Annotated in this window: 23 protein-coding genes and 1 riboswitch; of the genes, 16 read left to right on the top strand and 7 right to left on the bottom strand. The window is 72.4% G+C overall.

Translation table 11 applies throughout. The annotated features are described in order from the left end of the window. Nucleotides 1-59 precede the first annotated feature (59 nt). A riboswitch (SAM riboswitch) is annotated at nucleotides 60-176 on the top strand. A 209-nt stretch (nucleotides 177-385) separates the two neighbouring features. Next, nucleotides 386-1,852, top strand: coding sequence for an aminotransferase class V-fold PLP-dependent enzyme (locus ACFWWU_RS14015; protein ID WP_384143854.1), 1,467 nt, complete (start codon nucleotides 386-388; stop codon nucleotides 1,850-1,852). A gap of 71 nt (nucleotides 1,853-1,923) precedes the next feature. Here ACFWWU_RS14015 and ACFWWU_RS14010 read toward each other — a convergent pair whose 3' ends face one another. Together ACFWWU_RS14010 and ACFWWU_RS14005 are read right to left on the bottom strand one after the other, a co-directional pair. Beyond that, entirely contained in the window at nucleotides 1,924-2,205 is a 282-nt protein-coding gene (locus tag ACFWWU_RS14010; RefSeq protein WP_024755605.1) for an Lrp/AsnC family transcriptional regulator, read from the bottom strand. Further along, nucleotides 2,202-2,936, bottom strand: a complete 735-nt coding sequence (locus tag ACFWWU_RS14005) for a rhomboid family intramembrane serine protease (protein ID WP_384143850.1) — start codon at nucleotides 2,934-2,936, stop codon at nucleotides 2,202-2,204. The genes ACFWWU_RS14010 and ACFWWU_RS14005 overlap by 4 nt, the downstream gene beginning before the upstream one ends. Before the next feature lie 157 nt (nucleotides 2,937-3,093). Between ACFWWU_RS14005 and ACFWWU_RS14000 the strand changes: the two genes are divergently transcribed. From ACFWWU_RS14000 to ACFWWU_RS13980, 5 genes are all read left to right on the top strand, one after another. Then, nucleotides 3,094-3,336, top strand: coding sequence for a hypothetical protein (locus ACFWWU_RS14000; RefSeq protein WP_017238847.1), 243 nt, complete (start codon nucleotides 3,094-3,096; stop codon nucleotides 3,334-3,336). Nucleotides 3,337-3,369: 33 nt separating this feature from the next. Next, complete coding sequence (locus ACFWWU_RS13995) at nucleotides 3,370-4,734, top strand: NYN domain-containing protein (protein ID WP_384143847.1); 1,365 nt, start codon at nucleotides 3,370-3,372, stop codon at nucleotides 4,732-4,734. A 258-nt stretch (nucleotides 4,735-4,992) separates the two neighbouring features. Continuing rightward, complete coding sequence (locus ACFWWU_RS13990; RefSeq protein WP_384143844.1) at nucleotides 4,993-6,039, top strand: NlpC/P60 family protein; 1,047 nt, start codon at nucleotides 4,993-4,995, stop codon at nucleotides 6,037-6,039. 190 nt (nucleotides 6,040-6,229) lie between these two features. Then, the gene (locus ACFWWU_RS13985) at nucleotides 6,230-7,252 is read left to right on the top strand and encodes an NlpC/P60 family protein (RefSeq protein WP_384143841.1); all 1,023 of its coding nucleotides are present in this window, start codon (nucleotides 6,230-6,232) and stop codon (nucleotides 7,250-7,252) included. A 69-nt stretch (nucleotides 7,253-7,321) separates the two neighbouring features. Next, the gene (locus tag ACFWWU_RS13980; RefSeq protein ID WP_384143838.1) at nucleotides 7,322-8,575 is read left to right on the top strand and encodes a hypothetical protein; all 1,254 of its coding nucleotides are present in this window, start codon (nucleotides 7,322-7,324) and stop codon (nucleotides 8,573-8,575) included. Between the two features lie 179 nt (nucleotides 8,576-8,754). Here the strand turns inward: ACFWWU_RS13980 and ACFWWU_RS13975 are convergent, their stop codons facing one another. Continuing rightward, nucleotides 8,755-10,284 (bottom strand): DUF2079 domain-containing protein, encoded by a 1,530-nt coding sequence (locus ACFWWU_RS13975; RefSeq protein WP_384143835.1) that lies wholly within the window; start codon nucleotides 10,282-10,284, stop codon nucleotides 8,755-8,757. Between the two features lie 47 nt (nucleotides 10,285-10,331). Continuing rightward, on the bottom strand, nucleotides 10,332-11,597 hold the full coding sequence (locus ACFWWU_RS13970; RefSeq protein WP_384143832.1) for a glycosyltransferase 87 family protein: 1,266 nt from the start codon (nucleotides 11,595-11,597) through the stop codon (nucleotides 10,332-10,334). Between the two features lie 85 nt (nucleotides 11,598-11,682). Here ACFWWU_RS13970 and ACFWWU_RS13965 point away from each other — a divergent pair, with 85 nt between their 5' ends. Then, a complete protein-coding gene (locus ACFWWU_RS13965) occupies nucleotides 11,683-12,825 on the top strand; it encodes a glycosyltransferase family 4 protein (RefSeq protein ID WP_384143829.1) in 1,143 nt (380 codons plus the stop codon). Between the two features lie 128 nt (nucleotides 12,826-12,953). On the opposite strand, the gene ACFWWU_RS13960 is transcribed toward ACFWWU_RS13965, so the two are convergent. Next, nucleotides 12,954-14,750, bottom strand: a complete 1,797-nt coding sequence (locus ACFWWU_RS13960; RefSeq protein ID WP_384143826.1) for an AMP-dependent synthetase/ligase — start codon at nucleotides 14,748-14,750, stop codon at nucleotides 12,954-12,956. A 254-nt stretch (nucleotides 14,751-15,004) separates the two neighbouring features. On the opposite strand from ACFWWU_RS13960, the gene ACFWWU_RS13955 reads away from it, so the two are divergent. From ACFWWU_RS13955 to ACFWWU_RS13930, 6 genes are all read left to right on the top strand, one after another. Further along, nucleotides 15,005-15,772: a metallophosphoesterase gene (locus tag ACFWWU_RS13955; RefSeq protein WP_384143823.1), complete on the top strand. Its 768-nt coding sequence runs from the start codon at nucleotides 15,005-15,007 to the stop codon at nucleotides 15,770-15,772. A 106-nt stretch (nucleotides 15,773-15,878) separates the two neighbouring features. Then, a complete protein-coding gene (locus ACFWWU_RS13950) occupies nucleotides 15,879-16,322 on the top strand; it encodes an SRPBCC family protein (protein ID WP_384143820.1) in 444 nt (147 codons plus the stop codon). Nucleotides 16,323-16,353: 31 nt separating this feature from the next. Further along, nucleotides 16,354-17,511 carry an ArsA-related P-loop ATPase gene (locus ACFWWU_RS13945; RefSeq protein ID WP_384143817.1) on the top strand — a complete coding sequence of 386 codons (1,158 nt, stop codon included), beginning with the start codon at nucleotides 16,354-16,356 and terminating at the stop codon, nucleotides 17,509-17,511. 41 nt (nucleotides 17,512-17,552) lie between these two features. Continuing rightward, complete coding sequence (locus tag ACFWWU_RS13940) at nucleotides 17,553-18,047, top strand: DUF5304 domain-containing protein (RefSeq protein WP_384143814.1); 495 nt, start codon at nucleotides 17,553-17,555, stop codon at nucleotides 18,045-18,047. Between the two features lie 66 nt (nucleotides 18,048-18,113). Then, on the top strand, nucleotides 18,114-19,055 hold the full coding sequence (locus tag ACFWWU_RS13935; RefSeq protein ID WP_384143811.1) for an ROK family glucokinase: 942 nt from the start codon (nucleotides 18,114-18,116) through the stop codon (nucleotides 19,053-19,055). Between the two features lie 162 nt (nucleotides 19,056-19,217). After that, complete coding sequence (locus tag ACFWWU_RS13930; RefSeq protein WP_384143808.1) at nucleotides 19,218-19,964, top strand: endonuclease/exonuclease/phosphatase family protein; 747 nt, start codon at nucleotides 19,218-19,220, stop codon at nucleotides 19,962-19,964. 231 nt (nucleotides 19,965-20,195) lie between these two features. Here ACFWWU_RS13930 and ACFWWU_RS13925 read toward each other — a convergent pair whose 3' ends face one another. Both ACFWWU_RS13925 and ACFWWU_RS13920 read right to left on the bottom strand, forming a co-directional pair. Beyond that, nucleotides 20,196-20,963 (bottom strand): hypothetical protein, encoded by a 768-nt coding sequence (locus ACFWWU_RS13925; RefSeq protein ID WP_384143805.1) that lies wholly within the window; start codon nucleotides 20,961-20,963, stop codon nucleotides 20,196-20,198. Further along, nucleotides 20,956-21,738 (bottom strand): alpha/beta hydrolase, encoded by a 783-nt coding sequence (locus tag ACFWWU_RS13920; RefSeq protein WP_384143802.1) that lies wholly within the window; start codon nucleotides 21,736-21,738, stop codon nucleotides 20,956-20,958. Before ACFWWU_RS13920 ends, ACFWWU_RS13925 begins: the two co-directional genes overlap by 8 nt. A gap of 177 nt (nucleotides 21,739-21,915) precedes the next feature. Here ACFWWU_RS13920 and ACFWWU_RS13915 point away from each other — a divergent pair, with 177 nt between their 5' ends. From ACFWWU_RS13915 to ACFWWU_RS13905, 3 genes are all read left to right on the top strand, one after another. Then, nucleotides 21,916-22,647, top strand: coding sequence for a lysophospholipid acyltransferase family protein (locus tag ACFWWU_RS13915; RefSeq protein ID WP_384143799.1), 732 nt, complete (start codon nucleotides 21,916-21,918; stop codon nucleotides 22,645-22,647). A gap of 85 nt (nucleotides 22,648-22,732) precedes the next feature. Beyond that, complete coding sequence (gene macS, locus ACFWWU_RS13910; RefSeq protein WP_384143796.1) at nucleotides 22,733-23,947, top strand: MacS family sensor histidine kinase; 1,215 nt, start codon at nucleotides 22,733-22,735, stop codon at nucleotides 23,945-23,947. Then, a complete protein-coding gene (locus tag ACFWWU_RS13905; protein ID WP_384143793.1) occupies nucleotides 23,944-24,630 on the top strand; it encodes a response regulator in 687 nt (228 codons plus the stop codon). The genes macS and ACFWWU_RS13905 overlap by 4 nt, the downstream gene beginning before the upstream one ends. Nucleotides 24,631-24,694 lie beyond the last annotated feature (64 nt).

The following is a 24,694-nucleotide window of genomic DNA, read 5'->3' as shown; positions in this document are numbered from 1 at the left end:
GGTCCAGCATGCGGACCGGGGTCTTGCGCATGCGCGATCATGTGGCAGGATGCATGCCAGGTCATGAGTGACAGCTACGAAGCCCCGGCTTGCTGTCCGGCAACCCTCCGTCCGTGGCGGGGTGCCCCGGGTGAAGACCAGGCCGTGGACAGCAAGGTCCACGGCAAGCGCGGGCCCCTCGACACACCAGGGGTCCTGGTCTCTCGAGGAGCTTTTTCCGTGAGCAAGCGAATGCGATAGGGCGAATCCGCCCCTTCTTCACCCTCGGATCAGGGTCACTTTCGCGTACCCCCATGTCCTCCGAGGCATCACCCGTACCCCGCCGTGTCCGGCCGCGTACGGGATCACCGAAGCCATTCCGCACCGCCCGCCGGGAGATATCGCCATGTCCGCATACCCGAACGCCGCCGTCGAGACCGCCGCCGTCGAGACCGCCGCCGTCGAGACCGCCGCCGTCGAGAGCTCCGCCGTTGAGACCTCCGACTCCGAGTCCGCCGACCCCTGCTGCGCCGCCCCGCTGCCCGTCCTCGGCCGGGACGTCACCGTCCCGCTCGTCACCGGCGGCGAAGTGACCTACGCGGCGCTCGACTACGCCGCCAGCGCCCCGGCGCTCCAGCGGGTGTGGGACGACGTCGCCGCGTACGCCCCCTACTACGGCAGCGTCCACCGCGGCGCCGGCTACCTCTCCCAGCTCTCCACCGACCTCTTCGAGAACAGCCGCGTCACCGTCGCCGAGTTCCTCGACTGCCGCCCCGGCGACCAGGTCGTCTTCACCCGCTCCACCACCGACTCGCTCAACCTGCTCGCCCGGGCCGTCCCGGCCGGTTGCGAGGTCTTCGTCTTCGAGACCGAGCACCACGCCTCGCTCCTTCCGTGGCAGGACGCCCGCGTCACCTACCTCAACGCGCCGCGCACCCCGGCGCAGGCCGTCGAGACCCTGGAGCGGGCGCTCGCCGACCGCACCGTGACATCCGAGGGGGGCTACGGCCCGGCCCTGGTCTGCGTCACCGGCGCCTCGAACGTCACCGGTGAGCTGTGGCCGGTGAAGGAGCTCGCCGCCGCCGCGCACGCCCACGGCGCCCGGATCGTGCTCGACGCCGCCCAGCTCGCGCCCCACCACCCCGTCTCCGTACAGGAGTTGGACGTGGACTGGGTCGCCTTCTCCGGACACAAGCTGTACGCGCCCTTCGGCTCGGGCGTCCTCGCGGGCCGCTCCGACTGGCTCCAGGACGCCGAGCCGTACCTCGCCGGCGGCGGTGCCTCCCGCAAGGTGGCGCGCCGGGCCGACGGCGGCGTGGACGTGGAGTGGCACACCACCGCCGCCCGCCACGAGGCCGGCTCCCCGAACGTCATCGGCGTCTACTCCATCGCCTCCGCCTGCAAGGCGCTCACCGAGGCCGGATTCGACACCCTCGTCGAGCGTGAGCGGCACCTGATCGCCAAGGTCCGGGACGGACTCGCCGAGGTGCCCGAGGTCAGGGTGCTCTCGCTCTTCGGCGACGACGCGCCCCGCGTGGGCGTCATCTCCTTCGTCGTGGAGGGCTGGAACAGCTCCCACTTCGCCGCCGCGCTCTCCGCCGAGTACGGCATCGGCGTCCGCGACGGTCTCTTCTGCGCCCACCCACTGGTCCGCACGCTGCTCGGCAGCGACCCGCAGGACCCGGGCGAGTGCGGCGCCCCCGAGGCGGCCCCGGGTGAGAGGTCGCTCAACGCCATCCGGGTGAGCTTCGGCGCCGGTACGCCGGACGAGCACGTGGAGCGGTTCGTCGGCGCCGTGAAGGAGCTCGTCCGCGACGGCGCCCAGTGGAAGTACCGTACCGAGGACGGCCGCTGCGTCCCGGACCGCGGCTGAGCACTCACTCGTACGGGTGAAGGGGGCCTCCCGACCGGGAGACCCCCTTCACTCATGACGCGTGCGCGGCCTCAGGACTCCAGGCCGATGGCGAAGGCCGCCTCCAGGTCGTGCTGGGAGTACGTACGGAACGCCACGTGCGTGTCCGTGGCCTCGACGCCGGGGATCTTGCTGATGCTTCCGGGGATCACGTCCGCCAGGTCGTCGTGGCGCGACACCCGGACCATGGCGATCAGGTCGTAGGTGCCGGTCACCGAGAAGACCTCGCTGACGCTGTCGAGCGCGGCGATCGACTCGGCGATCTCGGGGATGCGGTCCACGCTGGTCTTGATGAGCACGATCGCGGTGATCACGGCTGGCTTTCTCCCTCGGTCGCCGCGGCTGGAGCCTTCACTCTATCCCCACCCCGGTAGCGGCCCCAGGCGTAGAGGAAGCCGACGGAGAAGCCCACCACATGGGACAGATAGGCGACGCCGGGTCCCGGTCCGGCCGCCCGCGCCGCCAGCCACTGGAGCACGAACCAGAAGATCAGCACGATCCAGGCGGGGAAGCGCAGCGGCAGGAAGAAGAGGAAGGGGAAGAGGCTGGTCACGCGGGAGCGCGGGAAGAGGAAGAGGAAGGCCCCGAGCACCCCGGAGATCGCCCCGGACGCCCCGACGAGCGTCTGCTCGCTGTTCGCGTGCGCCACCGCGTACCCGACGAGGGCGAGATAGCCGGTGCCCAGGTAGAAGAGGGCGAACGCGACCGGGCCCATGCGCTCCTCCGCCATCGCGCCGAAGACGTAGAGGAAGAGCATGTTCCCGAGCAGGTGGAGCCAGCTGCCGTGGACGAAGAGCGCGGTGAGCGGCGTGAGCAGGGCGTGGGGGTCGCCGCTCATCAGCTCGGCGGGGACCACACCCCAGCGGCGGAAGTACGTGCCCTGGGCCGCCAGGAGGGCGTCGCCCGTGCCGTACACCGGGTTGAGTCCGGAGACCGGGCTCATCGCGAAGAGGAGACAACAGGCGGCGATCAGGCCGTAGGTCACCGTGGGGCCGCCGCGGGTGCCCCGCCAGGCACCGAGTGCCGTCGCTCGCCAGTCGATCATGGACAGATCATCGCGTACCGGGGCCGAACTGGACAGAGTGCCTCGCCGTGCCCCGGCGTACCGGCGAGGCCGTAGGGTAACGGGCAGTACAACCGCAGTTCGACGGCGCACCGCGGCTCCCGCACCTGGTACACGCAACAGGAAGAAGGACGGCACGATGACGACGGTTCCCCTGCCGACCGCCGAGACCCGCTGGCGCTGCACGCTCTGCGGCAATCTGACCCGCTTCGACGTGACCCGCTCCTCCAAGGTCGTGGAGTACGTCCATCTGGACCTCGCCGGCGACCCGACGGTCGAGGAGCGACAGGTGGTCAGTGAGACCATCGAGTCGGTCCGCTGCCGCTGGTGCAACGCGGTGGACCAGATCGAACTGGTGGACAGGCCGGGCGCCGCCTCCTGAGGGACGGCGCGGACGACATAGGGGTGACGGATCGTGGAGCAGCCCGCGCACGGTGGAGAGCCGGCCGGCGCGGCAGGTGACGCTGCCGAGACGCTCGACCACCCACTGACGGAAGGTGTACGTCGGCGGGTCGTCGCGCTGGTCGCGGAGGCCTTCGGCGGGCTGACCGTCGCGGAGCTGCCGGCCCCCCTGCGGCAGTACGCCCGGTTCACCGCGAGCCGGCGGGCCAAGTTCGCCGGCAACGCCATGGCGGCCGCCATGGAGAGCGACCCGCTCTTCCGGCAGCGGATCGGCGAGCGCTTCAAGCAGGCCCAGCCCGAACTGGCCGGGGCCGTCGAGACGGGCACCCCGCCCGCCGCCGCCGACCCGGTCGACGTGGCCGCGGCCGCCTACGTGCTGCGCCCGCCCGGCTGGGTCAAGCTCGTGGCCGCCGCGGGCGAGGAGGCCCAGCGGGCGGACGCCGAGCGGGCCGACGAGGCCGGGCGGCGCGAGCTGGAGCGGCTGCGCGAGGAGCTCGCCGCGGCCAAGGACCGCTCCCGCGGCGAGACGGAGCAGTTGCGCCACGATCTGGACGTTGCCCGGAAGGAAGCGGAATCGCTTCACCGCAAGCTGCGCAGCGCCCAGAGCGACGTGAAGCGCGGCGAGGCCGCGATGCGCCGCGCGCAGGGCGAGATCGACGCCGTGAAGGCGGAGGCGGCGGCCCAGGTGTCGGCCGCCGAGAGCGAGAGCCGGCGGCTCAAGGCCCGGCTCGGCGAGGTGGAATCGGCCCTGGAGGCGAGCCGCAGGACCGCCCGCGAGGGCCGCTCGGTGGAGGACATGCGGCTGCGGCTGCTGCTCGACACGGTGCTGGACGCGGCCCAGGGGCTGCGCCGCGAACTGGCGCTGCCGCCCGTCTCCGTGCATCCGGCGGACACCGTGGACGCGGTGGAGCCGGGGCGGATGTCCCCGAAGGACATCGCGGCGCGGGCGCTCTCCGAGACGGATCCGGCGCTGCTCGACCAGCTGCTCGCGCTGCCGCAGGCCCATCTGGTCGTCGACGGCTACAACGTCACCAAGACCGGCTATCCGACGATGCCGCTGGAGAAGCAGCGGCTGCGGCTGCTCGGCAGCCTCTCGGCCCTCGCGGCCCGGTCGGGCGCCGAGGTCACCTGTGTCTTCGACGGGGCCGAGCTGGCGGCTCCGGTGCTGCTCGCGCCGCCGCGCGGGGTGCGGGTGCTCTTCTCCAAGCCCGGCGTCACGGCGGACGAGTTGATCCGGCAGCTGGTGCGGGCCGAGCCGCCGGGGCGCCCCGTGGTGGTGGTCTCCACCGACCGCGAGGTGGCCGACGGGGTGGCGAAGGCGGGGGCGCGGCCGGTGGCGTCCGCCTTGTTGCTGAAGCGGCTTTCGCGGCTCTCGTAGGCACCTCGTAACTCCTGGGCGGTATGCCCGAATTCTGGATGGCGCACCGTCAAGTGGCCATCACTGCCCGTGCGGTGTGTGTAAACAAAGTGCCGCGTGAGCGATATTTTTGCCAGTGGGATTTGAACTGATCACAACTTGGTCACTAGGGTCAGGCTTCGAACCTTCGCGCGGTCGATCACCCATCCGGGGTGACGGCGGAGGAACCGCCTGCCCCTCACGGGTCGGGCGGCTCTGAGGAAGAAGGAGCTCGCCTTCGTGGCGTCCCACCGTCGACCCAAGCAGCCGAGCCGTGCCCGTGTGACCGTGCTCACCGCGGCCGCGGCCGCCGCCGTCGCACTCTCCGCCCAGTCCGGAGCCCAGGCGGCCCCCAAGCCCAAGATCGACGAGGTCAAGTCGAAGGTCGACGAGCTCCACCACGAGGCCGAAGAGGCCACGGAGCAGTACAACCAGGCCGAGGAGCGCCGCGGCAAGCTCCAGGAGGAGATCGGCAACCTCCAGGACAAGGTGGCCCGCGGTCAGCAGGAGCTCAACACCCTGCGCGACCAGATCGGTTCGGTCGCCACCGCGCAGTACCGCTCCGGTGGCATCGACCCGGCGCTCCAGCTCTTCCTCTCCGCCGACCCGGACACCTACCTCGACAAGGCGTCCGCGATCGACCAGCTGAGCTCCCAGCAGGCCGACGTCCTCACCTCGATCCAGGCCAAGCAGCGGACCCTCGCGCAGCAGCGCGCCGAGGCGACCACGAAGCTGGCCGACCTCGAGGACGTCCGCAAGACGCTCGGCGAGAAGAAGAAGAAGTACCAGGGCAAGCTCGCCGACGCGCGCAAGCTCCTCAACACCCTCACGGCGGCCGAGAAGGCCAAGCTGGAGCAGGAGGAGCGGGCGAAGGAGCAGCGGGCCAGCCGCGCCGCAGGCGAGCGGATCGACCTGGGCAACGAGGCCCCCGCGAGCGGCCTCGGCGCCGCCGCGCTCGCCGCCGCCGCCACGCAGATCGGCAAGCCGTACGCCTCCGGCCAGGAAGGCCCGAACTCGTACGACTGCTCCGGTCTGACCCAGTGGGCCTACGCCCAGGCCGGCGCCAGGCTCAGCCGCGTCACCTACACCCAGCAGAACGACGGCACGAAGATCGGCCGCAGCCAGCTCAAGCCGGGCGACCTGGTCTTCTTCAACGGCCTGTCGCACGTGGGCCTGTACGCGGGCAACAACACGATCCTGCACGCCCCCAAGCCGGGCGCCAACGTCCGCTACGAGTCGATGGGCTACATGGGCACCTTCCAGTTCGGCGTCCGCATCGGAGGCTGACCCGCCCCGACCCGGCATGCCGCCCAAACGGGTGGTTCGCCCGGACACGTGCTGACCTGACGCCCCGCCGGTGACCTGTGATCTCCGGCGGGGCGTCACTTTGTGTGCCCGGCGCCTTCGTTGGACGCGACGTGATCAGCGGCTACTGTCTGCCGCGCCAGTCTGCGTCGAGCCGAACGGAGCGCGATTAGTGGCGTCCCACCGCCGACCCGCGAGGGTCACCGTCCTGACCGCAGCCGCCGCGGCCACCGCGGCGGCGTCCCTCGGGGCCGTCCCTGCGAGCGCCGACCCGGGGGCCACGAGCGCGGCCACCCGCGCCACGGTCGACCGCCTCTTCGAGGAGGCCGAGAAGGCCACCGAGGGGTACAACCAGGCGGACGAGAAGACGGACGCGCTGCGCAGGACGGTCTCCCGGGCGCAGGACGGACTCGCCCGCGGCCAGGAGCGCATCAACCACATGCGGGGCGCCCTCGGCGCGGTGGCCGGGGCCCAGTACCGCTCCGGCGGCATCGACCCCGCCCTCGCGCTGCTGCTCTCCTCCGACCCGGACAGCTACCTGGAGCGCGCCTCCGCCCTCGACCGCGCCACCGCCCGGCAGGGCGCCGCGCTCAACGAGCTCCAGCGGGAGCAGCGCCGGCTGAACCAGAAGCGGGACGAGGCGCGCACCGCCCTCGCCGAGCTGGAGCGCAGCCGCGCCGACGTCGCCCGCCACAAGCGCGCCGTCGAGCGCAAGCTCGCCGAGGCCCGCCGGGTCCTCGCCTCCCTCACCGTCGAGGAGCGCGCCGACTACGACCGGGCCTCCCGCTCCGGCGGGCGCGCGGACGCAGCCGGGGAGCTGCCGCCCCTCGCCGACCTCGGCCCCGGTTCCTCGCGGGCCTCCGCCGCGGTGATCGCCGCCCGCAGCGCGATCGGCAAGCCGTACGTCTGGGGGGCGACGGGGCCCTCGGGCTTCGACTGCTCGGGCCTGATGGTCTGGTCGTACCGGCAGGCCGGGATCAGCCTGCCGCGCACCTCCTCGGCCCAGCGGTACGCGGGCCGGCAGGTGCCGCTCTCGCAGGCGCAGCCCGGCGACCTGGTCACGTACCGCGGCGACGCCAGCCATGTGGGGATCTACGCGGGCAACGGACAGGTCATCCACGCCCCCTATCCGGGGGCGCGGGTCCGCTACGACCCGGTGAACATGATGTCGAACGTGACGGTGACGCGGGTCTGAGCCCGGGCCGGGCGCCGGTCCCGCCGTACCGGAAGCGGTACCGGCCGGTCCGACCGTACGATCGGAGGCGTGGCAGGTCAGGGGTGTGGAGCGCGGCGACCGGCCGTGGCCTGCCTGCTCGCCCTGCTGCTCACGCTCACGGGGCTCGCCGGCTGCACCGCGGCCCGCCCCATCGACACGACCTCGGCCCCCGACCCGGCCACGGCCACGGCGTCCCGGGAGATACAGACGCTGCTCGACGGGCACGCCAGGGCGCTCCTCGACCGCGACGAACCCGGCTTCCGGGCAGCCCTCGACCCCGCGTACGCGCCGACCGCCCTGACCGGGTTCCGGCGGCTCGCGAAGGTGCCGCTCGACGACTGGACGTACCGGGTCACCGGGATCGACCACACCGGCGACGGCCGGGTCAGCGCCCGCGCCGAGCTCGGCTACCGCCTCCAGGGCCACGACCGTGGGCCCGTCACCAGCGGCCGCGTCCTGGACCTGGCCGAGCGGGACGGACGCTGGTACGTGACCGGTGACCGGCCCGCGGAGGGCGCGCCGCGGCAGCTCTGGGAACAGGGGGACGTGCGGACCGTGCGGGGCGCCCGCTCGCTCGTCCTCGGCGTCGGCCAGGACCCGGAGCGGCTCCGGGAGATCGCCGCGGCCGCCGACCGGGCGGTCCCCGCCGTGAGCGCGGCCTGGCCCTCGGAGTGGGCCCGCGAGGTCGTCGTCCTCGTCCCCGGCTCGCTGGACGCGATGGGCGGGCTCCTCGGGGCGCCGGGCAGCTCCTACCGGGGGATCGCCGCCGTCACGACGGGGGAGACCGAGGGCGGGGCGGACGCGCCCGCGGACCGGGTCATCGTCAACCCCGAGGCGTACGGGCTCCTCGGCGCCTTCGGCCGGCAACTCGTCCTCACCCACGAGACGGTCCATGTCGCCACCCGGGCCCACACCTCCCCGGCCACCCCGGTCTGGCTCTCCGAGGGCTTCGCCGACTGGGTCGGCTACCGGGGCACCGGCAGGACGCCCGCCGAGGCGGCCCCCGAGCTGCGCCGAGCCGTCCGCGCGGGCGAGCTGCCGGCCCGGCTTCCGGAGGACGCGGACTTCGGCTTCGGCGGCGACGCGGAGGCGCTCGCGCGGGCCTACGAGGGCGGCTGGCTCGCGTGCGCGCTGATCGCGGAGCGCTGGGGCGAGACGAAGCTGACCGCGTTCTACCGGGCGGTGGGGGCGCATCCGGGCCGGGAGGGCGCGGTCGAGAAGGCGCTCCAGGAGGTCCTGGACACCACACCGGAGGAGTTCACGGCCACGTGGCGGACGTACCTGGGGGAGCGGCTCGGCTGAGCCGACCCGCGCCCGCGAACCGGCCGCCGGCAGGTTGCCGGACTTCTTGTTGTACCGGATGCGAATCTGCGATCGATCGCCGATCGTGCGGGCGAATTCTCGTGAGAATGGCTGCCTGCGAAACGACGGCGCCCGGCCGCACACGGGCGGCCGGGCGCTGTAGGAGGGGGAGCGGAGGGTCAGTGACCCGTGTTCCCGCTCTTCCGGTCGTCGATCCTCTTGAGGAGCGATATCCCGTCCCGCGTCTCGACGACGCGATACCCGGCGAGGCCCGGCGAGGGCGCTTCCAGCCGCGCTCCGGTCGCACAGTCCGGGTCCGTGTTGTCGGTGACGTCGTAAATCACCCACTGGGCTGGTTCCTTCGGCGGGAAGGACCGCGGGAACAGGCACACCTCGCTGACGGTGGCCCGGTCCGCGAGCTGAGCGGCCAGGCGATTCGACGCGGCCACGGTCGCGCCGTCGGGAATCTCTTCGAGCAGCTCGTCCGCCGCCTTGACGTGGGCGGATTCGCTCCATGTCCGCGGCAGTACGAGCTCGTGCAGGGGGTGGGTGAAGAAGGTGACGCTCGTGGCCACCGCTCCGATGACACAGGCGGGCACGACCCGTCGGGAGGGCACGCCCGTGGCCACGGCGTGAACGGCGGCGGCGAACGCGACGGGCATGAGGACGGCGCTGTAGTGGAAGCCCGTGCCCCAGTAGAAGGGGTTCTCCGAGGTGAAGCGCCAGGCGAGGGTCGGCAGCGCCACGAGCAGGATCGGGGAGCGGAGGGCCAGGAAGCCGGTGGGGGCGACGATCAAGAGGAGTGTCAGCCACTTCACCGGAGGCCAGAAAGCTCCGGTGACCTGCATCAGCAGGCCCACTTCCTGGGCGGCCTCGGGCGGCCAGTAGGCGAACTGCCCCAACGGGTTGAAGTACGGGAGGACCACCAGCATCTCCAGCGCCGTCGCCCCCGCCCCGAAGGCGGCCACGACGAGCCCCGTGACCCTCGGCCCCTTCCATGCCACGTAGACGCCGATCGCGGCGACCGTGAGCCCCAGGTCCTCCTTGACCAGGACCAGTGGAATCGACCACAGGGCGGCCGAGCGCCAATTCTTCTGCCCGGCGGCGCAGAGGGAAAGGGAAAGCAGCGGCACCGCGAAAGCGACTTCATGGAAGTCGAAGGAGATCAGTTCGGCGATGCCCCAGGAAGCCCCGTACGAAATACCGATCCAGTAGGCGAACTTCCGCCCCTTGACCTGGTATGCCCATTTCATCAAGGGGGCTATGGAGAAGGCGACGAGTGCCGCCTGGCAAACGAGCAGGGTGTAGCTGGAGGGGAATATCTTGTAGGCCGGTCCCAGCAATGCGAGGATCGGATGGAAATGATCCCCGAGCGTGTTGTACGCGGGCCCCTTGAGATCGGAATACGGGGCGGTGAGCTCGGAGTACGACTTGGCGATCTGGGTGAAGATCCCCAGGTCGTATCCAGTCGAAAGGTTTGTCGCGTGGCGCCGCGCCGACAAAAGCAGATAGATCAGGAAGAAAGCGCCGGAAGTCAGCAGGGAGGCCTTCGAGAACGTGCCTGCCGCTGCTTCCGATGATCCCTCTGTGGTTCTCTCGTCACCCCCGGTCCCTGTGCGCCGTTGAAGCGTGTCGACCGAGAGATTCGAGATATTCATGTCGGCAGAAGAACCTAACAGGGAGACAAAGGTGCCCAAGAGTACCAGCACAGCTCTTCGGCCGGTCGGGTGAAGGTCGTACGGCTAATCCGCACCGGTCAGATCGAACCGGCCAGTACCTTCTCTTGCTCGGGCCGGCCCGCCGGGACCGGGATGTGCACCGATCCGGCCTCCGTCACGGTGTGCCGCCACAGGATGCGGCAGGCGGAGAAGGCCGCGGCGATCAGCAGGCCGTTGCGCAGGAACAGCACGGCGATGCCCAGCGGATCGCTGGACGTCACATGCGAGAACCAGACGGGGAACTCGAACTGGGTCACGGCCGTCGCCCACAGCACCAGGTGGGCGGGGCGGCGCATCCGGCTCGACCGGTAGACGAGACAGACGGCGGCGAGACCGACCAGCCAGATCATGTACTGCGGCGAGATCACCCGGCTCGTCACGGTGAAGAGCAGCACCGCCACGAAGGCCGCGTCCGCCGTCGTCGACGTCGCGAAGCGCCGGGCCTTGAACCGCCACAGAGCCAGCCACCCGAAGGCGGCGACCGTCAGCGCCATCGCGGCGGCCGAGACCCAGGAGACGTACGGGCCGAGGAACTCCATCGAGCCGTAGTTCATCCGTGCCTCGCCGTCCCAGCCGAAGTGCCGGGCTATGTGGAACACCATCGCGCCCAGCGACTCGACCTCCGTGCCCCGCTCGCTCTGGTACGAGAGGAAGGCCAGCGATCCCGGCATCCACGCCGTGCACAGCAGCAGCACCGCGGCCGCCCCGCCCGCCGCCATCGACCAGGACGACCAGGTCGCCCGGCCTTTCGGGCTGCCCACGAGCAGCAGCGCCGGCCACACCTTGAGGACCGCGCCGAAACCGGCGAGCGCCCCGAGTACCCGCGGACTGCGGACGGCGGCCAGCAGAGCCGCCACGGCGACCGCCGTCACCATGACGTCGTAACGGGCGTAGGCGGTCGGCCCAAGGAGAGGTACCGCCGCGAGCCAGAACCAGGCGCCCCGCATCGACCGGCCCGGCCGGCGCCCCGTATGGACGAGCAGTCCGAAGACGAACGCGTCGCACAGGAACGCGAGCAGGAAGAAGGCGGGGGCGTAGCCGAGGAACGGCAGCAGCACGGGGGAGAGGATCGCCAGGGCGGCGCCGGGCGGGTACTGCCAGGTCACGTCGTTCCGGGGATACGTGCCGGACTGCAGGACCTCGAACCAGCCCTGGTAGATCTGCTCGACCTCGAACGTCGCGTCCGGGCCGGGGACGACCACGACCTTGAACGTGCACAGCAAGAGGATGATCCGGGTCAGGCCCCACAGGCCGAGCGGAAGCCGCAGGCCCATGCGCGAGCCGTTCCTCACTGCGCCCGTCATGCCTGTCCTGTCCTCGTCTCGCGGTCCGCTCGCGCGGAGAGTGGTGGTGCCGGGCGGTGAGTGCCATCGCGTACTGTCGGCCACGATGGACAAGACCCTGATCGTAACGAACGACTTCCCGCCGCGACCCGGCGGAATCCAGGCGTTCCTGCACAACATGGCGCTGCGCCTGGACCCCGAACAGATCGTGGTCTACGCCTCCACATGGAAGCGAAGCCGCGACGGAGTCGAAGCGACCGCTCTGTTTGACGCCGAACAGCCTTTCACGGTTGTCCGCGATCGCACCACCATGCTGTTGCCCACACCTCGGGTCACCGCCCGCGCCACCGCGCTGCTGCGCGAACACGGCTGCCGGTCCGTGTGGTTCGGCGCCGCCGCGCCGCTCGGTCTGATGGCCCCCGCGCTGCGCAGGGCGGGCGCGAAGCGGCTCGTCGCCACCACCCACGGGCACGAGGCCGGCTGGGCCCAGCTGCCCGCCGCCCGGCAGCTGCTGCGGCGGATCGGCGAGGGCACGGACACCATCACCTACCTCGGCGAGTACACCCGCTCCCGGATCGCGGAGGCCCTCACGCCCGCCGCCGCCGGGCGGATGGTCCAGCTCCCGCCCGGTGTGGACGAGAAGACGTTCCACCCCGACTCGGGCGGCGCCGAGGTCCGCGCCCGCCTCGGGCTCAGCGACCGGCCCGTCGTCGTCTGCGTCTCCCGGCTCGTCCCGCGCAAGGGCCAGGACACCCTGATCCGGGCCCTGCCCGCGATCCTGCGCCGGGTCCCGGACGCGGTCCTCCTGATCGTCGGCGGCGGCCCGTACGAGAAGGACCTGCGCCGTCTCGCCGGCGAGACCGGCGTGGCCGGATCCGTACGCTTCACCGGCGCCGTCCCCTGGGCCGAACTCCCCGCCCACTACGGGGCCGGCGACGTCTTCGCCATGCCCTGCCGCACCCGCCGCGGCGGCCTCGACGTCGAGGGCCTCGGCATCGTCTACCTGGAGGCCTCGGCCACCGGCCTCCCGGTCGTCGCCGGCGACTCCGGCGGCGCCCCCGACGCCGTCCTCGACGGCGAGACCGGCTGGGTCGTCCGCGGCGAGTCCGCCGCGGAGACCGCCGACCGCGTCGCCACCCTCCTCCTCGACCCCGAACTCCGCGCCCGCATGGGCGAGCGGGGCCGCGCCTGGGTCGAGGAGAAGTGGCGCTGGGACCTCCTCGCGGAACGGCTGCGCGAACTGCTCTGAGACGTACGCGCTCCGAGACGTACGCGCTCCGAGACGTACGCGCTCCGAGACGGACTCGCCCCGAGACATACGGAAGGGGCCCGGGTGACATCACCCGGGCCCCTTTCCGTTGCGTCGCGCGACCGGGCTCAGCCCTGGTAGATCGCCTCGATCTCGTCCGCGAACTCCCTCGCCACCACGTTCCGCTTCAGCTTCAGGGACGGGGTGATGTGCCCCGCCTCCTCAGTGAACTGGGCCGGGAGGACACGGAACTTGCGGACCGACTCCGCCTTGGAGACCGCCGCGTTGCCGTCGTCGATCGCCCGCTGGACCTCTGCGAGGAGCTCCGCGTCGTCGCGCAGGGAGGCCGCCGTCGAGTCGGCCGGCTTGCCGTGGTCGGCGGCCCAGCGGCCGACGAACTCCTCGTCCAGGGTGACGAGCGCGCCCACGAACGGGCGTCCGTCGCCGACCACCATGCACTCCGCGACCAGCGCGTGCGCCCGGATGCGGTCCTCGATGACCGCCGGGGCGACGTTCTTGCCGCCCGCCGTCACCAGGATCTCCTTCTTGCGGCCCGTGATCGCGAGGTAGCCGTCCTCGTCGAGCGTGCCGATGTCACCCGTGTGGAACCAGCCGTCCGCCAGCGCCTCGGCCGTCGCCGCCTCGTTGTTCCAGTACCGCGAGAAGATGTGCTCGCCGTGCAGCAGCACCTCGCCGTCGTCGGCGATCCGCACCACCGAGCCCGGCAGCGGCTGCCCGACCGTGCCGATCTTCTGCCGGTCCCACGGGTTGAACGCGGTCGCCGCGCACGACTCCGTCAGGCCGTACCCCTCCAGGACCGTGAAGCCGATGCCCCGGAAGAAGTGGCCGAGCCGCTCGCCCAGCGGCGCGCCGCCCGAGATCGCGTACTCGCCGCGCCCGCCGAGGACCGCCCGCAGCTTGCTGTAGACCAGCTTGTCGAAGACCTTGTGCTTGAGCTTGAGGCCGAAGGACGGGCCCTCGGGGGTCCCGATCGCCCGGCTGTACGCGATCGCCGTGTGCGCGGCCTTGTCGAAGATCTTGCCCTTGCCGTCGGCCTGCGCCTTGGCCCGGGCCGAGTTGTAGACCTTCTCGAAGACCCGCGGCACGCCCAGGATCAGCGTCGGCCGGAACGAGGCCAGCTCGTCGGTGAGGTTCTTGATGTCCGGGACGCAGCCCAGCCGGATCGGCGCCATGACGGACGCGACCTCGACGAGCCGCCCGAAGACGTGCGCGGCCGGCAGGAAGAGCAGCACCGAGCACTCGCCGGTACGGAAGAGGGGCTTCAGCCGCTCCACGATGTTGCCGCACTCGGCGAAGAAGGCCCGGTGGGACAGGACACAGCCCTTGGGGCGGCCGGTCGTGCCCGAGGTGTAGACGATCGTGGCCGGGTCGTCGGCGTTCGCCGCCGACATGCGCGCGTCGAGCAGCTCGTCGGAGACGTCCGCCCCGTCGGCGGTGAGCCGGGCGACCGCGCCGGCGTCGATCTGCCGGATGCCCTTGAGCTCGGGGAGCTCCGCCCGGACGGACTCCACCGACGCCTCGTGGGCCGCGCTCTCCACCAGCGCCAGCGAGGCGCCCGAGTCGCCGAGGATCCACTGGATCTGCTCCGGCGAGCTCGTCTCGTAGACCGGCACGGTCACGCCGCCCGCGCTCCAGATCGCGAAGTCGAGCAGCACCCACTCGTAACGCGTACGGGACAGCAGCGCGACCCGGTCGCCCGGCTCGACGCCCGCGGCGATCAGCCCCTTGGCGGCCCCGCGGACCTCCGCGAGGAACTGCGTCGCGGTCACGTCCGTCCAGACCCCGTCGACCTTCCGTCCCATCACGGCGACGTCTGGGTGCCGGGAGGCGTTGCGGCGGATGAGATCCGTCAGGTTGCCGTCCGTGGGGACCTCGTACAGGGCCGGAAGGCTGAACTCGCGCAAGACTGCTGCTCCTCATCGGGCGCCGGCGCCACGGCTCTGTGTGATGCACCGGTGTGGTCCATGATCGGGCAGGTGCTCAGTGGGGATGAGCACGACTGGACTGCCCGGACGTTACCCATCAGTAGATGGTTCCGATAGGGGGTCCCGGCCAGATGTTCCGTGCGTCACACATGCATGACGGTGCTGTGCGCACAGTAATCCACAGGTTTCCCGACTCGGAAGTAACCGCAGGTGACACCCCCTAAGGTGAGCTCATGCGAGTCCATGTGGTCAGTGACGTGCACGGCAACGCCGAAGACCTCGCCACGGCGGGGGAGGGCGCCGACGCCCTCATATGCCTGGGGGACCTGGTCCTCTTCCTCGACTACGCCGACCACGGCCGCGGGATCTTCCCCGACCTCTTCGGCATCGAGAACGCCGACCGACTCGTGGAGCTGCGCACCGCCCGCCGCTTCGACGAGGCACGTGACCTGGGCCGCCGCCTCTGGGCCGAGCTCGACGTCGACCGCGACACCGCCATCGAGGCCGCCGTCCGCCGCCAGTACGCCGAACTCTTCGCCGCCTTCCCCACCCCCACCTACGCCACCTTCGGGAACGTCGACATCCCCCGGCTCTGGCCCGAGTTCGCCGGGCCGGGCACGACCGTCCTCGACGGGCAGCGCGTCGAGCTCGGCGGCCTCACCGTCGGCTTCGTCGGCGGCGGACTGCGCACCCCGATGCGCACCCCGTACGAGATCTCGGACGAGGAGTACGCCGCCAAGGTCGAGGCCCTCGGGGACGTCGACATCCTCTGCTCCCACATCCCGCCGGACGTGCCGGAGCTGACGTACGACACGGTGGCCCGCCGCTTCGAGCGCGGCAGCCGCGCCCTGCTCGACGCGATCCGGCGCACCCGGCCCCGGTACGCCCTCTTCGGCCACGTCCACCAGCCGCTCGCCCGGCGGATGCGGATCGCCGCGACCGAGTGCGTCAACGTCGGCCACTTCGCGTCGACCGGCAGGCCCTTCGCCCTGGAGTGGTGACGGGCGCGGACCCGCGGCGCGATAGCCTTCCGACGGCACATCTGTACGTCTGTGCCCCTGTTTTCCTCTAGTTCTCGCCGGACCGCACAGTGGAGGAGCCACCGCGATGGCCGAACACACCAGCTCGAGCATCACCATCGAGGCGGCGCCGGCCGACGTCATGGGTGTGATCGCCGACTTCGCCCGCTACCCGGAGTGGACGGGCGAGGTGAAGGAGGCCGAGGTCCTGGAGACGGACACCTCCGGTCGCGCCGAGAAGGTCCGGCTGCTCCTCGACGCCGGCGCCATCAAGGACGACCACACCCTGGCGTACACCTGGACCGGCGCCGACGAGGTCAGCTGGACCCTGGTCAAGTCCCAGATGCTCCGCTCCCTCGACGGCTCCTACCGGCTCGCCGCGCTCGGCGGCGGCGCCCGCACCGAGGTCACGTACCAGCTGACCGTCGACGTCAAGATCCCCATGCTCGGCATGATCAAGCGCAAGGCCGAGAAGGTCATCATCGACCGCGCCCTGGCGGGCCTGAAGAAGCGCGTCGAATCCGGCGTGTGACGCTCCGGAGGGCGGCGGTAACGTCCTCCGCATGCGGATCATCCTTGTCACCGGCCTCGGCGGCGCCGGGCGCACCACCGTCGCCGCCGCGACCGCCCTCGCCGAGGCGCGGGCGGGGCGCCGGGTCGTGCTCGTCTCCGAGGAGGCGGATCCGCTCGGGGGGCCGCTTCCGGACCCGCCCCGGGCGGGCGGCGGGAGCCTGCGGGTCCTGCGGCCCGACCCCGCCGCGGACTTCCGCCGCGAGTTCCTCGCGCTCCAGGCCCGCTCAGGCGCCGCCCTCGACCTCCTCGGCGCCGCGCCCTTCGAGGACGCCGAGCTCACCGAACTCCCCGGCAGCCGCCAGTTCGCCCTCCTGAGGGCCCTGCGCGACGCCGCCCACGGCGAGCACGACCTCGCCGTCGTCGACCTGCCCCCGCTCCCCGAGGCCCTCGCCCTCCTCGCCCTGCCCGAGCAGCTCCGCCGCTACCTGCGCCGCCTCCTGCCCCCCGAACGGCAGGCCGCCCGCGCGCTGCGCCCGATGCTCGCCCAGCTCGCCGGCGTCCCCATGCCCGCGCAGTGGCTGTACGAGACCACCGGCCGCTGGGAGGCCGAGCTCGCCGCCGCCCAGGCCGTCGCCGACGCCCCCACCACCCGCGTCCGCCTCGTCCTCGAACCCGGACCCGCCGCCGTCCGCGCCCTGCGCACCGCCCGGCTCGGCCTCGCCCTCCAGGGCCTCGCCCTCGACGCCGTCGTCGCCAACCGGCTGCTCCCCGCCGCCTCCGAGGACCCCTGGCTCGCCGGGCTGGCCGGCCGGCAGCACCGGCACCTGGAGGAGCTCCGTACCGCCGCGGGCGCCGTGCACGAGCTGCCGCACCTCGGACGCGACCCGCGCGGCGCCGAGGGCCTCGCCCTCCTGGCGCCCGTCCCGCACGCCGCCCCCCTCGCCCCCGTACCCGGCCGAGAGGTCGAGGACCGGCGGGAAGAGGACGGCGTCCTCGTCTGGCACATCGCCCTGCCCGGCGCCGTCAAGGAGGAGCTCGCCCTCGTCCGCCGCGGCGACGAACTACTCCTGACCGTCGGCCCGTTCCGCCGCCACCTGCCCCTGCCGTCCGTCCTGCGCCGCTGCACCGTGACCGGCGCGGGGCTCGTCGAAGGGGACCTCAGGGTGCGCTTCACCCCGGACCCGGGACTCTGGCCACGGACCCCCTGAGGGCGTGTACCGTCGAAGTACCAGCCACTGAGGAGTACGCCATGAGCGATTCGGATGCCTGGGCCAAGGCGTGCGCCGAGGACCTGGAGGCGGAGAAGGCCCGCCGCCGTGCGGAGCGCGGCACCGAGCCCGGCTCGGCGGCCGAGGAGCTCCGCAAGCTCTTCGACGCCGTCGCCGACAAGGTCGCCGGGGGGCTCGGGGGCCCGCTGCTCGGCGGACTCGGCGGCATCAGCGGCGAGACCGTCAAGCAGGTCGTCAGCCAGGCGAAGGCCGTCGTCGAGCCCGTCATCGAGCGCAACCCGCAGGTCTTCGACCACCTCGCCGCCGCCGGAAACGAACTCCTCGCCGCCTACCGCTCCGCCGTCGAGGGCCACGAGACCCGCTGGACCCGCGGCGGGACCGTCGCCGAGGACGACCCGCGCCGCGAGGCCGACGCCGAGACCGGCACCGGCGGTGACGGTGACGGTGACGGTGAGGAGAAGCCGCGCCGCGACGACGAAGGCCCCGGTACGGGCCAGCACATCGACCTCGACTGATCGGGACGACGCCTCCCCTCGGGTACGGTGGGCCGTAGCGGGGCTCGACCGAAAACTGAGGGACACATGGGACTCACCATCGGCGTCGACATCGGCGGCACGAAGATCGCGGCCGGCGTGGTCGACGAGGAGGGCAACATCCTCGACACGCACAAGGTGCCCACCCCGCCGACCCCCGAGGGCATCGTCGACGCGATCAGCGCCGCCGTCTCCGAGGCGGGCAAGGGCCACGTGATCGAGGCCGTGGGCATCGGTGCCGCCGGCTACGTCGACGACAAGCGCGCCACCGTCCTCTTCGCGCCGAACATCGACTGGCGGCACGAGCCGCTGAAGGACAAGGTCGAGCAGCGGGTCGGCCTCCCCGTCGTCGTCGAGAACGACGCCAACGCGGCGGCCTGGGGCGAGTACAAGTTCGGCGCCGGCCAGGGCCACGAGGACGTCATCTGCATCACCCTCGGCACCGGCCTCGGCGGCGGCATCATCATCGGCAACAAGCTGCGCCGCGGGCGCTTCGGCGTGGCCGCGGAGTTCGGCCACATCCGGGTCGTCCCGGACGGCCTGCTGTGCGGCTGCGGCAGCCAGGGCTGCTGGGAGCAGTACGCCTCCGGGCGGGCGCTCGTCCGGTACGCCAAGCAGCGCGCCAACGCCACCCCGGAGCGCGCGAAGGTCCTGCTGGGCCTCGGCGACGGCACCCCGGCGGGCATCGAGGGCAAGCACGTCAGCCAGGCGGCGCGGGCCGGCGACCCGGTCGCCGTCGACTCCTTCCGCGAGCTGGCCCGCTGGGCGGGCGCCGGTCTCGCCGACCTGGCCTCGCTCTTCGACCCCTCGGCGTTCATCGTCGGCGGCGGCGTCTCGGACGAGGGCGACCTCGTCCTCGACCCGATCCGGAAGTCCTTCCGGCGCTGGCTGATCGGCGGCCAGTGGCGTCCGCACGCGCAGGTCCTCGCGGCCCAGCTCGGCAACAAGGCCGGCCTGGTCGGCGCGGCGGACCTGGCCCGCCAGGGCTGACACCCCCTTGTGCGTCTCAACCGGCGCCGCTCTCGCGGAGGTGGTTGATCGCCGTCGGGGGTGCTCAACCGATGGTTGCCGCCATCGTCGCTCCCTAGTCGTACGGCATACGCCCGTCGCGTCCTCTCGGATGCGGCGGGCGGTCGTCGTATGTTGGCTGCCATGGCGATCAGCGAGCTGCCCAACTCCCGCACCGAAGCGGACGGTTCGGCCGTCCTCCGGGTCCTGAGCTACAACGTCCGCTCGATGCGCGACGACGAGGACGCCCTCGCCCGGGTGATCCGCGCCTGCGCCCCGGACCTCGTCTTCGTCCAGGAGGCCCCGCGTTTCTTCCGCTGGCGCAAGCACGCGGCCCGGCTCGCCGCCAAGAGCGAGCTCGTCATGCTGAGCGGCGGCGCCACCGCGGCGGGACCGATGCTCCTCTGCTCCCTGCGGGCCACCGTGGAACGCACCGAGGACGTGCTGCTGCCGCTCACCCCCGGCCTGCACCGCCGGGGCCTCGCGACCGCCGTCGTCCGCTTCGCCGGGGCCAGGGTCGGGCTGATCAGCTGCCACCTGAGCCTGCGGGACGACGAGCGGTACGCCCAGGCCGGGGTGGTCCTCGACCGGGTCGCCGCGCTGGGCACCCCGTACGCCCTGGTCGCCGGAGACCTCAACGAACGGCCCGGCGGCCGCGCCTTCACCCGGCTCGCGACGGAGCTCCGGGACGGCTGGGCGGTCAGCCCCTGGGGCGGTGAGTACACCTCGACCCCGGCCGACCCGCACCAGCGCATCGACGCGATCCTGGCCACCCCGGGCATCGAGTTCCTCGGCTGCGGGGTCCCACCCCACCTCGACCCCAAGGACCTGAAGACGGCCACGGACCACCTGCCGGTGTTGGCGGCGGTCCGTGTGCCCGCGGTGACCTGACGGCGACGTGCGGCCTGCGGGCCCCTGGCCGCGCGGTCGGCGGACGGAGTCCGGCGCAGCCGTGCGAAGCCCGCGAGGCGCCCTCGGCGCCGAGGGGTGCGAGGGCGGCGTCGAGGGGAGTAGCCCACCTGCCGGTGTTGGCGGCGGTCCGTGTGCCTGCGGTGACCTGACGGCGACGTGCGGCCGTGCGAAGCCCGCGAGGCGCCTTCGGCGACGAGGGGATCAGGGGGTCTAGACGACCGCCCCGCGGCCCGGGTCGCCGAAGCCGTCGTCGTCATCGTCGTCGTGCTTCATGCGCGCGACCAGGGTCGCGAAGCCGCCGAGGAAGCCGCCCACGCAGAGCGTCGTCAGCCACCAGGTCATGTCCCACTGGAGCAGGACGGCCACCAGCATCAGCACCGGACCGCCGACCACGCCCAGCCAGGCGAACTTGGTCGTCGCGTCCGCCTCCGGCAGCGGCGGGGGCTCCGGCGGGACGAAGTGTCCCTCCTCGGAGCCGTCCGGGCCCTGCTCCGGCTCGGCCGGGGAGTAGTCCCGCGGGCCGCTCGGGCGCACCCCGGGGGCGAAGACGACGGAGCTGCCCAGCGCGGGCTTCTCCGCTCCGGCCTCCGGCTTCCGGCCCGCATCGCCCGAGGGCTCGCCGCCCGTGCCGGCACCGGATTCGCCGTCCGACGCGGTCCCGGTCCCGGTCCCGGACGTGCCCGCCTCGGGACCCGAATCGGCTCCCGACTCGGTGTCGGCGCCGGCCTCGGCGGATCCGGCAGGGGCCCCCGCCTCCGTACCCCCCGGCTTCGTGCTCGGGCCCGGCCCCTTCTCGGCATCCGGCCCCGCCGGCTCGTCCTCCGGTTCGGGCAGCGCGAGGTTCTCGATCGGCCGGTACGGCCGCGCCCCCGGGGGATCCGCGGGCTCGTCCCCGTACCCGGCGACGATCGCGGCCCACGCCGCTTCCTCGTCGATGGGCTGCGGCTCCCGCTCGCCGCCGTCCTGCTGATCAGCCACCGCTGCTGCTCCTCTTCCCGTCGACCGGACTCGGGGCGAGGCGCTCGACGAACGCCCAGCTCTCCTCGAAGATCCGCTCCGCGTCATGGTCCAACGTCGCGACGTGGTAGCTCTGTTCCAGCAGGATCTCCCGGACGTCCGTCGAGGACACGCGGCTCAGGACGCGGGCCGAGTCGGCCGGCGGCACCACGTGGTCCTGCGGGCTGTGCAGCAGCACCAGCGGCTGCGTGACCTGCGGGAGCTCCGCGTCCACCGTGCGGAAGAACTGGCGCAGCGAGTGCGCGGCGTGCAGCGGGACCCGGTCGTAGCCGACCTCCGTCACGCCCTCCTTGGCGATGTCGCTCGCGATGCCGCTCGTCGTGCGGACCAGGTGCCGGGCGACCGGCAGCGCGTGCGCCGCCAGGCCGTGCACCTTGTTGCCCGGGTTGACGAGGACGATGCCGCGCACCGCGTCACCGTGCTGGGCGGCCAGCCGCAGCGTGAGCGCCCCGCCCATGGAGAGGCCCATGACGAAGACGGTCTCGCACCGGTCCAGGAGCTCGCGCAGGGCGCGGTCCACCTCCGCGTACCAGTCGCGCCAGGTGGTGAGCTGGAGGTCCTCCCAGCGGGTGCCGTGGCCCGGCAGCAGCGGCAGTGACACGGTGAGCCCGCGGCCGGCCAGATACTCGGCCCACGGGCGCATCGACTGCGGGGAACCGGTGAATCCGTGACAGAGAAGGACGCCGACCTCTCCGCCTTCGTGGCGGTACGGCTCGGCTCCGGGAAGGACCGGCACCGGGGTCTCCTGTTCGTTCGACTTCGGGTGCGCCGAAGCGACGGAAAATGGGGAAGGACCTTCACGGTACGCGACCGGACCGACACCGACCAGGGCCGTAGCGGGGGCCGTGGGCAGGTACGGGATAAAGTCGTCGCCACGGCACACGGAAGGCATGGCGAGTTGATCTACGGCGCAATGAAGTTCTCCATCGGAGGGTCCCTGAAGCTTGCCTTCCGGCCCTGGGTCGAGGGTTTGGAGAACATTCCGGCCGAGGGTCCCGCGATCCTGGCGAGCAACCACCTCTCCTTCTCCGACTCCTTCTTCCTCCCCGCCGTCCTCGACCGCAAGGTCACGTTCATCGCGAAGGCCGAGTACTTCACCTCCCCGGGGGTGAAGGGCAAGCTCACCGCCGCCTTCTTCAAGGGCGTCGGCCAGCTCCCGGTCGACCGTTCGGGTGCCCGCGGCGCCGGCGAGGCGGCGATCAAGGCCGGCATCGACGTCATCGAGAAGGGCGGGCTCTTCGGGATCTACCCCGAGGGCACCCGTTCGCCCGACGGCCGGCTCTACCGGGGCAAGCCCGGCGGTCTGGCCCGGGTGGCCCTGGCCACCGGCGCGCCCGTGATCCCGGTCGCCATGATCGACACGGAGAAGATCCAGCCGCCCGGCAAGGTCGTCCCCAAGCTGATGCGCCCGGGTATCCGGATCGGCAAGCCGCTGGACTTCACCCGCTACCAGGGCATGGAGGGGGACCGCTTCATCCTCCGCTCGGTGACCGACGAGGTCATGTACGAGATCATGAAGCTGTCCGGCCAGGAGTACGTCGACATCTACGCGACCGCCGCCAAGCGGCAGATCGCGGACGCGGAGAAGGCGGCCAAGGAGGCCGTCAAGGCCGAGATCGCGGCACGGGAAGAGTCCGGCGCGTAAGCGGGCCGGCGCGTATGCAGACCGGACCGGCGCGTACGCGGACCGGGCAGGACACCCCCTAGGGGTGTCGGGGGTGGTGGGGGAGATGGCCAAGCGCGAGCGTGTCGTGCGCATGTCGGTCGAGCAGCCGCTGTGGCGGGCTCTGACCGGCTACCGCGTCCTGACGATGATCTACGCGGTCCTGCTCTTCGCCTTCGGGCGGGAGCGGTACGAGCGGCCCTGGATCGCCGTCGTCTATCTGGCGGTGATGTGCGTCTGGACCCTCGCGACCCTCCCCAGGGTGGCGAACGCGGCCAGCTGCACCAAGCGCTTCCTCGGCGCCGACCTCACCGTCGCCCTCGTCGGCATCCTGCTCACCCCGCTCGCCGACGCCCACGCCCAGACGGTCGACGGCCCCACCCTGCCGTCGATATGGACCGCCGGCTCCGTCCTCGCGTTCGCGATCAAGGGCGGCTGGCGCTGGGCCGGAGTCGCCTCCTCCCTGGTCGCCGTCGCCAACATCGTCGAGCGAGGCGACCCCAGCCGGGACACCCTCCACAACGTGCTGCTCGTCTGGGTGGCCTCCATCGCCATCGGGTACGTCGTCGAGGTGGCCCGCGCCTCCGAGCGCACCCTCGCCCGCGCCCTGGAGATCGAGGCCGCGACGCGGGAGCGCGAGCGGCTGGCCCGGGACATCCACGACAGCGTCCTCCAGGTGCTCGCGATGGTGCAGCGGCGCGGCACGGCGCTGGGCGGCGAGGCCGCCGAGCTCGGCCGGATGGCGGGGGAGCAGGAGGTGGCGCTCCGTACGCTCGTCGCGGGCGGTCTCGCCCGGCCCAGCCTGGTCTCGGAGGACGAGTCGGAGGGGGCCGTGGTCCGGGTCGTCGAGGTGGACGACGAGCCCGACGAGGACACCCCCGTCGACCTGCGCCTCCTGCTCGCGCCGCGCGCCGGGGCCCGTGTCACCCTCTCCGAGCCGGGCGCGCCGGTCCTCCTACCGCCGCCCGCCGCCCGCGAGCTGGCCGCCGCCGTCGGCGCCGCCCTGGACAATGTCCGGGTGCACGCGGGCGAGGACGCCCAGGCCTGGATCCTGGTCGAGGACTGGACGGACGAGGTGATCGTCACCGTCCGGGACGACGGACCCGGCATCCCGGAGGGCCGCCTCGCGCAGGCCGAGGGCGAGGGCCGGATGGGGGTCGCCCTCTCCATCCGGGGCAGACTGCGGGACCTGGGCGGCTCGGCCGAGCTGATCTCGGTCCCGGGGCAGGGCACGGAAGTCGAGTTGACGGTTCCACGGGGGAAGGCAGGACAGGAAAGATGAGCGAGCAGCAGGCCGACCGGCAGCGGATCAAGGTGATGGTCGTCGACGACCACCCGATGTGGCGGGACGCGGTCGCCCGCGACCTCGCGGAGGCGGGCTTCGACGTGGTCGCCACGGCGGGCGACGGTGAGCAGGCCGTGCGCCGGGCCACGGCGGCCGGCCCCGACGTCCTCGTCCTGGACCTGAACCTGCCGGTCAAGCCCGGCGTCCAGGTCTGCAAGGAGCTCGTCGGCGCGCACCCGGCGCTGCGGGTCCTCGTCCTCTCGGCGAGCGGCGAGCACGCCGACGTCCTGGAGGCGGTCAAGTCCGGTGCCACCGGCTACCTCCTCAAGTCGGCCAGTACGGCGGAACTGACGGACGCCGTGCGGCGGACGGCCGTCGGCGACCCCGTCTTCACCCCCGGCCTCGCCGGTCTGGTCCTCGGCGAGTACCGCAGGCTGGCCTCCGAGCCCGCCCCGGCGGCCGGCGCCGACGAACCGAAGGCCCCGCAGTTGACCGAGCGCGAGACCGAGGTCCTGCGGCTCGTCGCCAAGGGGCTCAGCTACAAGCAGATCGCCGAGCGCCTGGTGATCTCGCACCGCACCGTCCAGAACCATGTCCAGAACACGCTCGGCAAGCTCCAGCTCCACAACCGGGTGGAGCTCGTCCGGTACGCCATCGAGCGCGGGCTCGACGACGCCTGAGGCATGCTCCGAGGAGTGGCCCCGAGGAGTGCCCCGCACCGGGCGCGGAGACCTGATGGGCCGT

Source organism: Streptomyces sp. NPDC058650, assembly GCF_042717315.1.
Taxonomy (GTDB): domain Bacteria; phylum Actinomycetota; class Actinomycetes; order Streptomycetales; family Streptomycetaceae; genus Streptomyces.
Note: the sequence above shows the minus strand (reverse complement) of the source record. Positions and strands in the feature narration are given on the sequence as shown.